The sequence below is a fragment of the Microbulbifer maximicatervae (SeqCode) genome, assembly GCF_052467225.1.
In genome coordinates, this window is record NZ_CP174303.1 from 2,817,577 (window position 1) to 2,832,645 (window position 15,069).

Sequence of the window (15,069 nt, forward strand, 5' to 3'; positions counted from 1 at the left end):
TTATCCCACTCTTCATGTTGCGGGCGCAACTCGACTGTATAAACTGACAAATCGACGCATGTTGTAAACCAAATTCATCATGCCAACCTTAACATTGGCGCGCGCAAGTCCAATAGTTCGAACGAACATTCCTCCCTGTTCATTTTCCATAGAACCAAATACATGCTCAACTCTGGCACGAACTTTGGATTTACGATGGTTAACTTCTTTTTCACACTCGCTAAGAGGTTTGCCTCGACAGCCTTTTTTATGCACATGACTACGGTAGCCTATTACATCCAATGCGACCTCACATTCCTCACTGTAATAGGCGCTGTCCGCCCAAACGTCTTTTGAGCTATTGTCACCTAGCAATTCAATAAAAACCTGTGAATCATGTACTTCGGCAGAAGTTACCTCGTATTCACGTATCAGTTTGTGCTTGTTATCTATGCAGACGTGATCCTTATATCCGTAGTATCTCTCGTTGTTTTTCCTGGTCCAACGGGCATCAAGATCTTTCTGCCGCTTGACGTTTGGATCTTGCGCAATTCGCTTTGGAACCTTGCCTGCCCTGATTTCCTTGTTCTCTTCTCGGTTATTCCGTTGCTTCGGAGCATTGATAAAACTGGCATCAATTATTTGCCCTTTCTGAGCTTTATATCCCTGCGCCTCAAGCTGACAATTGAAATCCATAAAGAGGGATTTCATGAGTCCTGCCTTTACCAGCCGTTCGCGAAAAAGCCAGATTGTCTTGGCATCTGGAGTTCGGTCCTCCGGGTTTAGGCTGAGAAATCGACAAAATGAAAATCGATCGCGTATCTGATATTCCAACTCATCATCCGATAGGTTATATAAATGCTGTAATACAAGCGCCTTGAACATCAGTACCTTATCAAAGGGTCTTCTTCCAGCATTACTCTTTCTTGGAAGTGTGAGGATTTTATTCAAAGTACTCCGGAAGTCCTCCCAGTCAATCAACTTACGCAGAGCAACCAGTGGATCACGTTCATTTAGTTTGCGATGGCGGTCATCAAGACCGAAAAAACTCGGCTGCATTTGACAATAACCTTTACTAGTGAGCGTTTAGACTATTTTACCGGAAATAGTGAATTTTTAGAGGTGCCCTGATAAGCTTAGGAAATATAGAGAAGTGTGATATATAGGTGTTACTTGTCGATTGATTATTAGATCTTTAAGGTTAGACCATGGAAGTATCACTTCGTCAGATTACCAAACAGAATTATGAAGCAGTATGTGATCTTGATGTTGCACCGGATCAAGAAGATTACGTTGCCTGCAATATGTGGTCACTAGTTGAATCGATGTTTAACGAAGGCTATGAAACTCGTGCTATTTACTTGGACAATGAAGCCGTTGGATTTCTAATGTGGGTACAAGAAAGCTTAGAAAAAATCTCAATCTGGCGGTTTATGATTGATCAAAATTACCAACAAAAAGGTATTGGTCGCATAGCTCTGAATCTTGCTTTAGGAGAAATTCGGGACGTCCCGGGACTTCAAGAGATTGAAATTTGTTATAACCCTAATAATCCCGTTGCAAAAGCTTTTTATTCTAGTTTCGGTTTTGTTGAGGTCGGAATGGATGATGATGGAGAAGATATGCTCGCCGTAATTGACTTAACCAAATCTAACGGCAGTCACGAGATGAGAAAAAGAGCAGATTTTCTGTAAGTGTTTAATAAAATTATAAAACGATAAATTGTAGTTCTATTATTTTTTTCTGATATCGGGTTTACTGAATAGCAGCCTCCAAATCTGGCATATGAGATAATCTTAATGGGGTGGTTTAGTAGGTGATTCTTGGTTACGGAATAGGAAAGGAATTCATATTTGAAGTGCTAAAAGACGTCTTTTAGGTGGTTTTATCATCAGAATATAAGCGCAGCTACCGTTGTTTCTTGGATAGGACGAGTCTTTCCATAACTCGTAGAGCGTCATCATAAGATATAAAGTTGGGTGGTCTCAGGATTATGGATGTCTCAATCTGTATTTTGTATTGAACATTTGTACCAGTTAAAGGCTATTCTTTGCTCCTCTTGATTTTATCTCACTGGACTAGCTTTGGAATTCTAGAGAAGCGTGATATATAGATGCTGTACTTGAATTAACTATTAAGAGTTAATAATTGCCACCTAAGGATTACAAATGACAAAGTACTTGATAGTTATAATTGCGATACTTGTTACAGGTTGCGCTACTGTAGCTACATCTCATCGACCAAGCGATTACTATAAGGCTGGGGGTAATGAAGCGAATAATGAGCCTCTATTTGGCTCCACTGGTGAATCGTTAGGGGATATAGACATAGACCGCATCCTCAACTATGAGTTAAAGCTTCCTGCACAAAATAGAATTGCAATACTCAAGTTGTCCAATGATAGCTACTGGCGCCATTACTCTAATGATTTTACGCAACTAAATGAAACTATTGCTAGGGACTTTGTAGGGCAGTTGAGAGAGTCTGAAAGGGTTTACGATGCTTCATTCTTACCAAGCATGCTCGTTCCAGAGCAACGTACAGTGCCTTATCTTCGAGAAGCTGCTGCACGCTACCAAGCTGATTTACTATTAGCCTACCGTTCAAGTTGCCGTACTTTTGAGAAGTATAAGTTTATTGATCCGAATGAAACAAAGGCATACTGTTCAGTGGAAGTAGTCTTACTTGATGTTCGGTCGGGTATAGTGCCATTTACGGTTGTGTCAAGTAACGAATTCTCTGCCCGCAAAGAACTCGGTGATACTAATTTCAATGAAACCATAAAGAAGGCAGAGATCGCTGCCGTAGCCGAGTCATTAAAGGATTCCGCAACTCAGCTAACGTCATTTTTAAGCAGTATTGGCACACTGTAGCAAGAACTCTAACTACTATATTCAGGTGGCGCCAGCTTCGCACCTGAAATAAAGATTAGGACTTTCGTCGTATGCGAGAGCCAAAGGATAATTACTGATGGATAATACACAATCATCACTTAGCCTATATGCGAAGCATCTAGGTGCTACATACTTAATTTATATCGTTTTAGGGATGCTCAATTCATTACTTGTCAAGAAAGGAATATATGATTTTGGGGCTTTTGCTGAGACAGAGGTGAGATTCAGGTTCGCTCAGATTATAGATATAATTATGTTTATCGCTGTTATTTGGGCATCTTGGGCGCAGTACTTGGTTACAAAAACAATCAACAAAAATGTTGCTTTTTTGGCATTGCTTTTCAGGTTTGGAGAAGGGCTTCTTGGCTTTGTAGCAACAATTATTACATTGACGGTTATAGTAGTTTTAAAAAACCAGGAATATTCGAATACATTTCAAGAAGAGCAGCTACATGCGTTAGCGAGTATATTTGTGAATATGAGTGGTTCGATGTGGGATGTTCTTTTAATCATAATGGGCATAGGCGCGACTATTTTCATGTACTTATTTTACGTTTCAAATTACGTGCCTAGGTGGTTAGTACTTTGGGGGGCTTTCACGTATATGTCGATGGTGGTTTATGGGTTTTCAAATATTTTGTTACTCGAGCCGCCCCAAATATTGAAACACTTCATGCTTCCAGGCGCGTTTTTTGAAATCACATTTGGCCTATGGCTGCTAATCAAAGGAATTAACATCAAACTTAGTTCAGTCGATGCTCCAGGTTTATACAAAAGTAATGTCTGAGTAAGCATTAATGCATGACCGACAAGGCTGTGCAGTTTTTGTACAGTAATCGTATCTTGTTACCAAGCAAAGTTTAATTTCACTAGAGAGGGTTTGGCTAGGGCCTCCTCTCTTGGGGAACTTGCCTTTAACGTCCAATTGTCAAATATTTGGTCGATTCTGATATGGATATAGATCTCTTTTCTTTGGACGCGGAGGGGTTTGGGGATGCCAATGCCCAACGTGACTTCTTTTCATCTCTATTGTCTTGACTGAGGCATTCTCTTAAACTGTTAGACGTGCGCCGGTAGTGCTCTTTGGGATCAAGCTATTTGTTTCCTATTGAAATTTGTGCGTAGGTGAGTATTCCTGAATGGGAAAGACTGATAAGTTAAGTTTGATGGGGGAATGGGGTACGGGGTCTCAGAATAGGAAAAAGCAAATGCCAAGCTGCAAGAGACTTGGGAATCCCTCTATTTGCTAACTTCTGTGAGTCATCGGGCTGACTAACTTTTAAGTTATGGGAAAGTGTGATATTCAGATTGTGCTATTGAACAAACTGCTATCACTTATAGTGTTTAAATACTGGGATTCAGCTTATGTTTCATTTACTGGATCAAGTCCAATGGCTGTATGAAAAACGGACTGCGAATTGCCCTCACTGTGGAGCTGCACACGAGGAGCGTAGATTTGATTGCCATATTTGCGGTACTGATTTCAGCAGCGAAGAAATTGAAACAATGGATGAGCAAAGGATAGCAAATTTCAGGCGTTCGGCAATTTTTGGTTTGCTATTCTTCCCTATATTTATTGCTTTCTTGATTTTATTTTTATTGAATTACCAGTAGCTTGTGATATTAAGTTCACTTAGACTCGTTCCTGGAAAAAATTGAGATTCCTATCGGGCAGTCTATTTGTGTTCCGGCTGCCGTTTATTAAAGCTTTGGGTGTTTATAGCAATGGCACAGGTAAGTCGGTCTAAAGCTACGTTGAGATTGATTGGAGATAAATTGCAACCACAAGAGATTTCAGTGCTATTGGGGTGTGAGGGTACAACTATGTACTCCAAAGGTGAATTAAAGGTTGTAAAAAGAAGTGGTAGATAATATGTGTGTAAAAGTGGGCACTGGTCTTTGGCAGCAAAGGAATGCAAACCTGAAGACTTAGATGGACAAGTGAAGGAAATTCTTGATCGTTTGACAGATAATATTGCCATTTGGGAGGACCTTTCACAAAAATATAGTATTGACCTTTTCTGTGGCATATTTATGGATAAGGGCAATGAGGGTATGAATGTTTCTCCTAAAACACTGTTGGAACTTGGTAGTCGTGGGATAGTGCTTTCACTTGATATTTACGATGGTGCTGATTAGCTCATGCCTAACAAGTGTTTCAAAAATTATGTTTGGCGAGGCATCTTAAGTAGGTCCTATAATTGTAGGGAAAAAGATGGTAATTTCTGAAGAGGTTGTTAAGAGTATCATCAAAGAAACAATGGGATATGCAAATTATCCATACGATAAAAGTATCAGGCGTGATTTTTGAATATTGAAAACGTAGTAAATAATAGAAGAAAATAGTTTCAGGAAAGCCGTTGATTTTGTCATGGAGTTTTATAAAAAGTATGACCAGGAAGCCCCATTATTGAAGAATAAGGGCTCTCTTTTACACCTTTAGAAAGGGCATTTTTACACTTGAAGAGGAATCGACAGCTATCGGTATGTTTACATAATAACCATAGACATAGTGCTAGGTACCTCGAGCTATCATGGGGAGCTATACTTCGTCATAATTGATTGTCAAGGATAATGTCTATGTGCAAGTTAATGTTTTTTACCTATCTAGTTCAATCATCGGCGTTAGCTAGCACATTCACAGTTTGTCTATGTGAGGGATATCTTGTTGTAACTAATGGGGTTTTATAGGTTGAAGAATTTCGGTGGGAGTCCAGTGTAAGGGTAGTTTCGACACCATGAACGTTGGTGCAATCCATCGTGTTTACTTTCAGGCTGAATCAGCCAAAGATGACTCTATCAAGGCATATATGTTGAAATCTAGTTCTTACCTCAAGAACCAGCCGGTAGGTTACAGGTTTGGGTTTATATATTCTATTTTAGAGAGTGAGGGTGCGGGCAAGGGCACATGGCTAATCCAACCAGAAGACTAGCACCTTGTTAGCAACTATAGGTGGATCTGGTTTTTGCCCGTTCGCCACTCTTAATCGATCGCTGTACAGGGCCCTATTGGGGTAATTAAAGTCTAACATCTAATTAAGTTAAGCCCGCACCGAGCGTATGCGCCGCCTTCCGTCGTTATAGCACCAATTAGCATCACCTTGAACTGGTTACTTTTCTTCTCTCCTGATGCGCACGTTGGTCACTTCGTAGTGGAGGTGGAGGGACCTGGGGACGCAGATGCCTCTCTTTGGTTGATTGCAGTTCACTTTCAGCGCTGTGATTGAGATATTCGCCCAGATTCTTAGCCTTTTGCCGGTTCAGAGCTCGATACTCAGTCTACTTGCTGATAATTAAGCTGTGCTTACTACTCTATTTTGTGAGCTTGCAGAATTTTTATGGGGGCGGTGTTCTAGGATCAACCTATCCGTTTCCTAATGACACTCAAGCCGCAGGTAGGTATTCCTTGACAGGGAAGTTCGATGGCGAGCGGGGTTGGGTCCAGAGTAAGGAAAGGCGGGTGCTGGCCTCCTAGAATTTAGGGCATCACTCCAAGCTGTTGAATGCACCTTTAATTTGTGACGTTCATTTAATTAGTAAAATTGGCTCCCTTTATTCATTTAACGCTTCGATTCAACCACTTATTTTGGGCAGGTTATACTTATTTGGTGTGTGTCCAGTATTGCTGACAGAATTTACGGAAAAGGTACAGTTGAACAATGTGGTTGTCTTGTGTTATTGATTTGGTACAAATCCCTCGTTTGTGGCTAAGGGACTTCTCGCAGTGGGAAGTGCTTCTCAGAAATAGCAGGAAACCGATTACATATGATTACACTTCGGCAGTAGACAGCTGTTGGTTTTTTGACCAAAAAGCAGTTTAAGTAAAATTCCACTCTGGCACCAATTTTACAGCCCGCAAAATCTTGCCGCTCTGACCAGACGGTCTACTTAATGGCAAAATATAATCGATTTTTAGTGATCTCTCTCAAAATGTACTTAGAATGGTCTCACTGGTAAATTGAGGCGCAAATTACCATGCAGAATATCTTTATGTGACTGACTTCACAGGAGAAACTGCGCCTACTGAATAAGGATGATCAATGAACTCTTTACCTTCATCAGCTACGAGCTTGGGACTTAAAACCTTTGGTCAATCTGGATCTGGTCGTTCGATAGTGGCTAATGACCAGCTCCATCATATGCTGGAAGGGTTTCAGGAACTCAGTCGTATTCCTAGTAGTGAGGGGTATCACGCATTAGCGTTGACTAATGCTGTGAACGGGTTGAGAGGCGGGGCTGCACCGGTTAACTCATATTTGAAGAATGGCAGTGCAACTCGCCGCTGTATTGTTGGAGATGGTTTTGAGATTGAATATGAGTTAATCAATTACTATGGTGGGCCGCAGACTGATGTTGTGATTCTTGATATTCGGTTATTAGGACGGGAAGCGCAAAAGGAACAACGAGCTGCCCTTTGGGAAGTTGAGTGGGAATCTGAGCGTAGTGAAAGTAAATGGTCGCCAAAAGAACGACCAGCTATGTTTTTACGTACAAATGGGGCTATGACGGGCAAGGAAGATTCACGGTTAAAAATCGGTATAAATGGATATTGTGAAAACTTGGCTCATGCGGCAAATATGATGCCTTCGCATATAACCCGAGGGGATGAAGGGGCGCTTGAAAAATTGAAAGGGAATGGATATACCCTCTTTTACGTTCCTCAGCATGGAGCTCTTAAATCAGGCTGGCGATGTGTGAGAAATTTAGGAAGAAGTTCCACTAGAGAGGATATGGAGGCTGCAAGGATTCTTGCTGGATACATGAAAGAAGCCCATGATAAAGGGTTATATGTAGAGTGGACTAGCCATCGGGGTGGTTCAAAAGTTCTAACAAAGGCAATGGAACAACTTGCGCTACGACAAATAAATCTTGACGGCAAGCAAACAATATTTTTGAGTGATGCTACATCCAGTCACTATTTGGCAGATGACGCACGACGTAAAATTGGAATGAATACTAATGATTCGACATGGTACAAGGCCACTCCGGGTATTGCACAATTGGCTGGTGGATCGGTTATTGGTACAGCAAAACCTGTGATGTCAGTGAATACATTTATAAAGTATACATCGAAGGAAGATCGTATCAATAAACTAATTGATACTGGATATCACACTTTGAAGTTTATCAAAGGGGCTAAAAAAGTGGCAATGGGAGGATTTTCTATTTACGGAATGGCAACGGCTGCTACAGCTATGGGTATTTCATTCAGTACAGCTAAATTACTTCTTGGGGTAATGACTGTAAAGGGTGTACAGGTTGCAGCTGAAACAAGTTTAGCAAGTATTCCTAGTTTAAACGAGGGTTACCATAGTAGTCCAACAGATCCATTCAAGCAGTTGGTTCAGCGAACTCGTCTAAGAAAATAGGTAATATTATGAAATTGCTAAAGGACGCTTTTCCGCGAGCTCCCAGTTTTCGTCGAGCAAGAAGAATTGAGAAAAACTTATCCGGCTCTAAACTTTCCTTTATGGTGCCTCCTTCAGCGGACCCATTTCCCTCTGCTCAAAAATGGGAGGCAGAACCAGAGGAGTTTGATATTTTTGAGGCTAATAATTTTTGCCCAATTTCTTACCGTTCGAGTGATAATTTGGACGATAAAATCAAGTTTCCAGATATTACGTATCTAAGAGTGTTCTCAAGTTGTTGGGGGTTTAAGGGGATGCCCATTATAGGGGGGTATGGTGGTGACATTAGGCTGATTGCCGCAGTTACTTCTATAGAAGATCTCCCTGTTAATGAAAGTTTATTTGATACAAGGGTGTTAGCAAAAGAAGTTTATCGCAGTTATGAGTTAGAAGATCTTCATGATTTTCACTCAGGATTGAAAGACGATCCATTTGATTTAACCCAGTATCGCTGGCCTAACTATTTGGGACCTATTAATTGCCAATGGGTAAAACAGGCTGATAAGAGTTGGCTCTACTTTGAAAGTCAACCTCTTCGTAATAAGCCTGATAAGATTAGCTGGCATACGGCATTGGCAGATAGACTTTTTTTAAGCTTTAGCTTTACTATTACACGTGCACCTTCGCATACAGCTAATGCTTACCGAGCAAGCCAACGTACTTCGTGGGAAAACTACATTAGTTTTGCACAACGCATTGTGAACTCTTTAGATTTACGTCTCACTTCTGATTTATCTGAACGCCTTTTTCAAGTTCAGAAGCAGCCAGGAGCTAAAGATAAGCAGATTTTATCCTTTACTTCCAAGCAAGTTAAAGACGCAAAGTATGTGATGAGAATGTGGAGTGATTCTGGATATACAGCTCCAGGTAAAGGGGTGGATGAGGATCATAGAGCTTCTATTGGTGAGGTTTCTAGTTTTATCGACAAGCGTATTCAGCATAGACCTTTACATAATAGCTATCCTTTGGGGGATAAAATAGAGGTTGTGTCCAGAATTCCCACGGAGCATCTCAGCCAACCCTTAATTTATCAAGGATGATGAATTAAATAGCTTTTATAGGCCATTAAAACACTACTTTAGGCTCCAGGTTGTTTTCTGCGGGGTAACACTCCGCAGATGAGCTTCTCTATTCTTGCGATATCTTGCCTAGATCAGATTACTTTTAAGATTATTTCCATATGGATTTTTCGAAAGATGTTTTTCCTCGTGGGCCAAACTTTCGTAGTGCGAGAAGGATAGAGAAAACTCTATCCGGCTCTAAGCTTTCTTTTATGGTGCCTCCTCCAGCAGATCCATTTTCCTCTATTCAAAAGTGGGAGGTAGAGCCTGACGAATTTGATATTTTAGAGGCTGAGAATTTTCGCCCAATTTCATATTGTTCGGGGAAGGATTTGGATGAAAAAATTGAATTCCCAGCTATTAGGTATCTAAGACTATTCTCAAGCTGTTGGGGTTTTAAGGGGGTGCCCATTATAGGGGGGTATGCGGGCAAAGTTGGGCTGGTAGTTACTGTTACTTCAATAGAGGATCTTCCAGTCAATGAAAGTTTATTTGATACAAGAGTACTGACAAAAGAAGTGTATCGCCGATATGAATTGGGAGACCTTCATAACTTTGATCCAGGTTTAAAAAGCGACCCATTTGATTTAACCGAGTATCGCTGGCCTAGTTATTTGGGGCCCATTAATTGCCAGTGGGTAGAGCAGGCGAACAAGAGTTGGTTGTACTTTGAAAGTCAGCCTCTGCGAAATAAGCTTGATAAAGTTAGCTGGCATACTGCACTTACAGATAAGCATTTTTTAAGTTTTAGGTTTAATATTACTCGCTCTGCTTCGAATGCCGGTAATGCATATCGAGTAAGTGAGCGTGTTTCGTGGGAAAATTACATTGGGTTTGTGCAGCGTATTGTAGATTCTTTAGATTTACATCTCACCTCTGATTTGTCTGGTCGTCTTGTTAAAATTCTGGAGCATCCTGAGGCTAATAGTAAGCCGATTTTGTCTTTTACTTCCAAGCAAGTAAACGATGCAAAGTATGTGATGAGAATGTGGAGTAGTTCTGGATATATAGCTCCTGGCAAAGGAAGGGATGATGATAATAGAGCTTCTACTGACGAAGTTTCTAGTTTTATCAATAAACGTATTCAGCCAAGGCCCTTACACAATAGCTACCCTTTGGGGGATAAAATAGAAATTGTGTCAAGAATTTCCACGGAGTATCTTAGTCAACCTTTAATTTATCAAGGATGATAAATTAAATAGCTTTTGTAGGCCATTATAATACTTCTTTAGGTTCCAAGTTGTATTCTGCGGGGTAATACTCCGCAGATGAGCTACTCTATTATTGCAATATCTTGCCTTGATCGTATTTCCTTGAAGATTAGTTTCATATGAATTTTTTGAAAGATGTTTTTCCTCGTGGGCCGAGCTTCCGTAATGCGAGAAGGGTTGAGAAAAGGCTTTCCGGGTCTAAGCTTTCTTTTATGGTGCCCCCTGCTTTTGATCCATTCTCCTCAATTCAGCAGTGGGAAACTGAGCCGGATAGCTTTGATATAGAGGATGTGCAGTCCTACCATCCTCTTGAATACCAATCTGGGGTTAGTATTAAAAATAAAGCACAGTTTAATGCTATCAAAGTTTTAAACTTGTTTTCTACTCGCTGGGGTTTTAAAGGGGTGCCTTTGCTTCAAAGTTATGGGGGGCATATAAATTTCTTTATAAACCTTAATTATATTGATGATCTTCCTGTTAATGAAAGCCTCTTTAATGATGAGGTTTTAGTTCGTGAGGTTTATCGTAGATGTTACCTTACGGATCTGCAAAAAATGCATGAAGGGATTAAAAGTGATCGTTTTGATTTAACACAATATAAATGGCCGGATTATCTATCCCCCCTTAACTGTCAGTGGGTGAATCAAAAGGGCAAAATCTGGTTCTATTTTGAGAGTCAGCCACTCGCAGATGGTGTAGATAAGGTGAGTTGGAATTTGGCTGTCAGTGATAAAGTTTTTCTTTGTTGCCGATTTATTATAAGTCGTGCGGGCTCGAATGCTGGAAATGCATATCGCCTAAATCAAAGAACACCTTGGGATAATTATATTGGGTTTATACAGCGTATAATGGATTCCATGATGTTTGAGTTTTCTCCTGGTCTATCTTGTCGTTATGAAGAGGTTCAAAGTGAGTTGTCGAGATATAGAAAACCAATTGTGCAGTGTACAGCGCAGCAGCTTGAAGAGGCTAAACATGTAATGCAAATGTGGAGTGACGTTGAATACCTAGAGCCTGGTAAAAGCAGGGATGAGAGTCATCGTGCTACAAGGGAGGAGGTTTCAAGTTTTCTTGATAAACGTATTCAGCCAAGACGCTTGCATAATAGCTATCCTCTTGGGGAGAAGATAGATGTTGCTTCAAGGATATCTTTCGATCAAATTGAAAAACCTTTTGTGGCTTCGGGAAAGTTGGGATGAATATTTAGCTTTCATTGGTACTTTTAAGAAGTGCTTTCTGTCAAAGTGATTTTTCAGAGGTTATAGGTTGAGGGGGAGTGTAGGTAGCTATTCTGCTTTTATTTCACTAAAGGCTGAGCTTGTTAATTGGGATGTGTTTCATAGGAATCATAGGGGCCCAATTACATATAATTACACTTGAACAGGAAATAGTTGATTGTTATTTGATCAAAAATCGGTTTTATAAAAATTCCACTCTGGCACCAACTTTACAGACCATAAAATCTTGTTGCTTTGACCGGGTGGCCTCAATAAAAGCAGAATATAATCGACTTAAGAAAATCTCTTCAAATGTACTTAGAATGGCCTGTAAGCCATCAAGCACCCCCCTAAAATGCCAGTCAACTTTTTTCTACTCTCCTGATTTTTAACGATCAGTGTAGTGGTCAACTATTGCCGGACAGTAAGTTAAGTTTTTCTTCCGCTTTTGCAGGCGGTAATATGTCATTGTATTGATGGGGACTCTCTCAGTTGTAGTAAATCATCAAGTAATGGCTGATGTCTCGGCTCGCTTCTGTGATAGAGTTGTAACCGAGAGAGAGTATCCATTCACTTTTCAGACTCCGAAACAGTCTTTCCATTGGTGCATTATCCCAACAATTTCCACGTCGACTCGTGCCCTGGGTCATTCGGTAGCGCTACAGCAGTAGGCGGAACTGATGACTGGTATACTGACAGTCTTGATCCGAGTGGAACATAACTCCATGGGGCTTTCCTCGCTGCTCCCAGGCCATTTCCAGTGATGCCGTATCTGGGTGACCTGAGAGAGCCCACCCAACGATACGGCGAGCATGTATAACGGTAGTTAGGTAACACCAGCTTGAGCCAGCCCAGATATAGGTAATATCGCCACACCAAACTTGATTGGGTTTCTCTACATTAAACTGGCGGTTACAATATTATCTATAGACTTTTCAAGTCAGCTGATTTTGCAAAGGAATAGTTAGTTACTCAAGAAGCGCCAATAAATAAAGTAAAAGCTAAAACCTATCATTAAGCACAAGCAGGCATAAGTGTAAACTAAGTACCATCCCTTTAAGTGATGTTCTCTTGGTACCCATTTCCCGTTCATAACAAGAATGTTGAGTAAAGCAAAGATTGGAGCACAAACGAAAGATAGAGTAGTTACAAAGTCGATTAAGTTCTTTAGCTGGTTGGTAAATAGGGAAATAATAAACCAGCTTATGAGGCTTAGTATAATAAGAGTGGATACGTAGACTCTATTTTCGGGAATCTTAATACTACTCGATGACCTCAAGGCACTTCGCCAAACTTGAGGAAACCCATCGGAGACTGCAAAGGTAGTTGAGAAAAGCGCGATAAAGCAGATAATACTGATTGTTAGATGGCTCCAATCACCTAGAGATTCGGTATAAATATTGATTAGCTGACCAGCAAATATGCCTGCAGATTGAGATAGTTCAATATCTTTCCCAAACATTACTAATGCGCCTAGCCATACAAATACAATAGCTAATATCAAGCTGGTGAAATAACCAACCTTAAAGTCAAATACGAGGGATTTCTTGGCAAACCCTCTATCCGGTCTCTCCTTTATCCTGCGCTCCGACCAAATAGAGTGCCAAACAGAAACTTCAATTGAAGTTGGCATCCAGCCGACTAAGGCGACAACAAATGCGATACTCACAGCTGGTGCCATATCGGCTGTTAAATAGGATTTAGAGGGAAGAAGCCCATATTGACTTATTGCGGCAATGAGAGTGATCAAGCTGGCAATTGCCAGAATGAGGACCATCCACTTTAAGCTTTCATTCAGCCATTTAAATTGGCCAGCAATCAATATTGCACATGTAATGACCAAAATGATGGCAGACCACTCTGAAACATTTAAGATATCGCCAAATAAATTGAGGGCTAAAGCAGCTGTGACGATCGTAACCGCAGCTTGAACAAAGAACATTGTTAGAAATGTGAGAGCCATATAACTATAAAAACCAAGTCGACTGTGTTTTTTATAGCCTTCCAATAAACTCTCACCGGTGACAGCAGCGTACTCTGGTCCGATTTTGAAAAAAGGGTATTTGACTAAATGAGCCAGGAAAATAAAACCAATCAAAGCGAAAGCGTAATCTGCACCAGCGCGAGTAGATTGCACGATATGAGATACGCCAATACTGCTTGCAGCCCAAATAATACCAGGGCCTAGATTTGAGAAAGTACGTTTGAATACATCCATTGAATCAGAACTGCTCGGAATGATTTTGCTCAAAATAGCTCTTAGCCACATCGATAAAGGTTTTAACCTTCAGGGAAAGTTCGCAGCGATGAGGGTAGAGCGCAAAAATAGTTAGTGGCTTTATTGTGAATCTAGGTAGAATCTCAGTGAGCTGGCCAGAGTCGACATAAGATTTGACAGAGTAAAAAGGGGCTTGGATTATTCCTTGTCCCTCAGCAGCCGCCTCATTTAATAGCCTCCCATTGTTAGATTGCCAGGCCCAGGGAAGTTTGATCTTTCTTGTTTCTTCTTTGTCTTGAAATAGCCAATGATCCCCTCGAATACTGTGGTTAAAGAAGAGTAATTGATGCTTCTTTAATGATTCTATGTTTTCAGGGAGTCCATTCTTCTCTATGTAAGAGTCACTTGCCCAGAGCGCTAGCTTAGTTTTTGCGATAGATTGGACGATATAGCTAGAGTCGGGTAATTCTGGTGCGATTCTAAAAACGAGATCGATTTTATTGTCGAGTAAATCGAGTGGGTCATTGCTGAGATGAAAATCCAAGAATACCTGAGGGTATAGATTACGGTAATTGGCAATCAACCCTGAAAAATATTGACTGCCTAGCTCTATGCTGGTCGATATCGACAGTCTGCCTCTAGGCTCCTGATTGTATTCTGACATCGCCTGGTCGACGGAGTGGAGTTTTTTTAATATTGGTGAAACCTGTTTATAGTAATTTTCGCCCGCTTCGGTTATGGATACTTTGCGTGTATTGCGCATTACCAATAGGCAGCCCAGCTCCTCTTCTAACTGCTTAATGTACTTACCGACCATTGCTGCTGAAATGCCGAGCTCGCGAGCAGTAGCTGCAAAGTTTTGCTTTTCGCACACTAAACAGTATGCCTCAAGGGCGTGTAACTTGTTCATTGACTCCCCTGATGGCTAATCCGCTTCTCTTCTTACGGTGGGCATTAGCTGGAGTATACAGACAAACATAATAAACAAATAGTTTATACACTATAAACCAAAGCCACATTTAAAGTGCATCCTAAATGACGCAAAATTTTGCTAGTAGATTAAAAGTCCCACGGTCTCATA

Annotated in this window: 11 protein-coding genes and 2 pseudogenes; 9 read left to right on the forward strand and 4 right to left on the reverse strand. The window is 40.8% G+C overall.

The window, feature by feature from the left end; all coding sequences use genetic code 11:
- Positions 1 to 12 precede the first annotated feature (12 nt).
- Positions 13 to 1,038, reverse strand: coding sequence for an IS5 family transposase (locus ACJJIZ_RS12410; RefSeq protein WP_444913599.1), 1,026 nt, complete (start codon positions 1,036 to 1,038; stop codon positions 13 to 15).
- A 149-nt stretch (positions 1,039 to 1,187) separates the two neighbouring features.
- On the opposite strand from ACJJIZ_RS12410, the gene ACJJIZ_RS12415 reads away from it, so the two are divergent.
- From ACJJIZ_RS12415 to ACJJIZ_RS12455, 9 genes and pseudogenes are all read left to right on the forward strand, one after another.
- Positions 1,188 to 1,673 carry a GNAT family N-acetyltransferase gene (locus ACJJIZ_RS12415; protein WP_444913600.1) on the forward strand — a complete coding sequence of 162 codons (486 nt, stop codon included), beginning with the start codon at positions 1,188 to 1,190 and terminating at the stop codon, positions 1,671 to 1,673.
- 474 nt (positions 1,674 to 2,147) lie between these two features.
- Complete coding sequence (locus tag ACJJIZ_RS12420) at positions 2,148 to 2,852, forward strand: hypothetical protein (RefSeq protein ID WP_444913601.1); 705 nt, start codon at positions 2,148 to 2,150, stop codon at positions 2,850 to 2,852.
- A 97-nt stretch (positions 2,853 to 2,949) separates the two neighbouring features.
- On the forward strand, positions 2,950 to 3,660 hold the full coding sequence (locus ACJJIZ_RS12425; protein ID WP_444913602.1) for a DUF4386 domain-containing protein: 711 nt from the start codon (positions 2,950 to 2,952) through the stop codon (positions 3,658 to 3,660).
- A 578-nt stretch (positions 3,661 to 4,238) separates the two neighbouring features.
- Positions 4,239 to 4,487 (forward strand): hypothetical protein, encoded by a 249-nt coding sequence (locus ACJJIZ_RS12430; RefSeq protein WP_444913603.1) that lies wholly within the window; start codon positions 4,239 to 4,241, stop codon positions 4,485 to 4,487.
- 111 nt (positions 4,488 to 4,598) lie between these two features.
- A pseudogene (locus ACJJIZ_RS21975) lies at positions 4,599 to 5,012 on the forward strand (DUF4279 domain-containing protein).
- Positions 5,013 to 6,913: 1,901 nt separating this feature from the next.
- Positions 6,914 to 8,242 (forward strand): hypothetical protein, encoded by a 1,329-nt coding sequence (locus tag ACJJIZ_RS12440; protein ID WP_444913605.1) that lies wholly within the window; start codon positions 6,914 to 6,916, stop codon positions 8,240 to 8,242.
- A gap of 8 nt (positions 8,243 to 8,250) precedes the next feature.
- The gene (locus ACJJIZ_RS12445) at positions 8,251 to 9,321 is read left to right on the forward strand and encodes a hypothetical protein (RefSeq protein WP_444913606.1); all 1,071 of its coding nucleotides are present in this window, start codon (positions 8,251 to 8,253) and stop codon (positions 9,319 to 9,321) included.
- A gap of 140 nt (positions 9,322 to 9,461) precedes the next feature.
- Complete coding sequence (locus ACJJIZ_RS12450; protein ID WP_444913607.1) at positions 9,462 to 10,532, forward strand: hypothetical protein; 1,071 nt, start codon at positions 9,462 to 9,464, stop codon at positions 10,530 to 10,532.
- Positions 10,533 to 10,672: 140 nt separating this feature from the next.
- Positions 10,673 to 11,752 carry a hypothetical protein gene (locus tag ACJJIZ_RS12455; protein ID WP_444913608.1) on the forward strand — a complete coding sequence of 360 codons (1,080 nt, stop codon included), beginning with the start codon at positions 10,673 to 10,675 and terminating at the stop codon, positions 11,750 to 11,752.
- Positions 11,753 to 12,177: 425 nt separating this feature from the next.
- On the opposite strand, the pseudogene ACJJIZ_RS12460 reads toward ACJJIZ_RS12455, so the two are convergent.
- The 3 genes and pseudogenes from ACJJIZ_RS12460 to ACJJIZ_RS12470 form a co-directional block, all read right to left on the reverse strand.
- A pseudogene (locus tag ACJJIZ_RS12460) lies at positions 12,178 to 12,681 on the reverse strand (IS3 family transposase); the annotation flags it as partial.
- Between the two features lie 53 nt (positions 12,682 to 12,734).
- A complete protein-coding gene (locus ACJJIZ_RS12465; protein WP_444913609.1) occupies positions 12,735 to 14,021 on the reverse strand; it encodes an NRAMP family divalent metal transporter in 1,287 nt (428 codons plus the stop codon).
- A complete protein-coding gene (locus ACJJIZ_RS12470; protein WP_444913610.1) occupies positions 13,993 to 14,898 on the reverse strand; it encodes a LysR family transcriptional regulator in 906 nt (301 codons plus the stop codon). The genes ACJJIZ_RS12465 and ACJJIZ_RS12470 overlap by 29 nt, the downstream gene beginning before the upstream one ends.
- Positions 14,899 to 15,069: the final 171 nt, after the last annotated feature.

Excerpts from the sequence above, each read along its gene's own strand:
- ACJJIZ_RS12425 (WP_444913602.1), top strand. The coding sequence starts at position 2,950 with ATGGATAATACACAATCATCACTTAGCCTATATGCGAAGCATCTAGGT.
- ACJJIZ_RS12445 (WP_444913606.1), top strand. The coding sequence starts at position 8,251 with ATGAAATTGCTAAAGGACGCTTTTCCGCGAGCTCCCAGTTTTCGTCGA.
- ACJJIZ_RS12450 (WP_444913607.1), top strand. The coding sequence starts at position 9,462 with ATGGATTTTTCGAAAGATGTTTTTCCTCGTGGGCCAAACTTTCGTAGT.
- ACJJIZ_RS12440 (WP_444913605.1), top strand. The coding sequence starts at position 6,914 with ATGAACTCTTTACCTTCATCAGCTACGAGCTTGGGACTTAAAACCTTT.
- ACJJIZ_RS12430 (WP_444913603.1), top strand. The coding sequence starts at position 4,239 with ATGTTTCATTTACTGGATCAAGTCCAATGGCTGTATGAAAAACGGACT.
- ACJJIZ_RS12470 (WP_444913610.1), bottom strand. The coding sequence starts at position 14,898 with ATGAACAAGTTACACGCCCTTGAGGCATACTGTTTAGTGTGCGAAAAG.
- ACJJIZ_RS12455 (WP_444913608.1), top strand. The coding sequence starts at position 10,673 with ATGAATTTTTTGAAAGATGTTTTTCCTCGTGGGCCGAGCTTCCGTAAT.
- ACJJIZ_RS12420 (WP_444913601.1), top strand. The coding sequence starts at position 2,148 with ATGACAAAGTACTTGATAGTTATAATTGCGATACTTGTTACAGGTTGC.
- ACJJIZ_RS12410 (WP_444913599.1), bottom strand. The coding sequence starts at position 1,038 with ATGCAGCCGAGTTTTTTCGGTCTTGATGACCGCCATCGCAAACTAAAT.
- ACJJIZ_RS12415 (WP_444913600.1), top strand. The coding sequence starts at position 1,188 with ATGGAAGTATCACTTCGTCAGATTACCAAACAGAATTATGAAGCAGTA.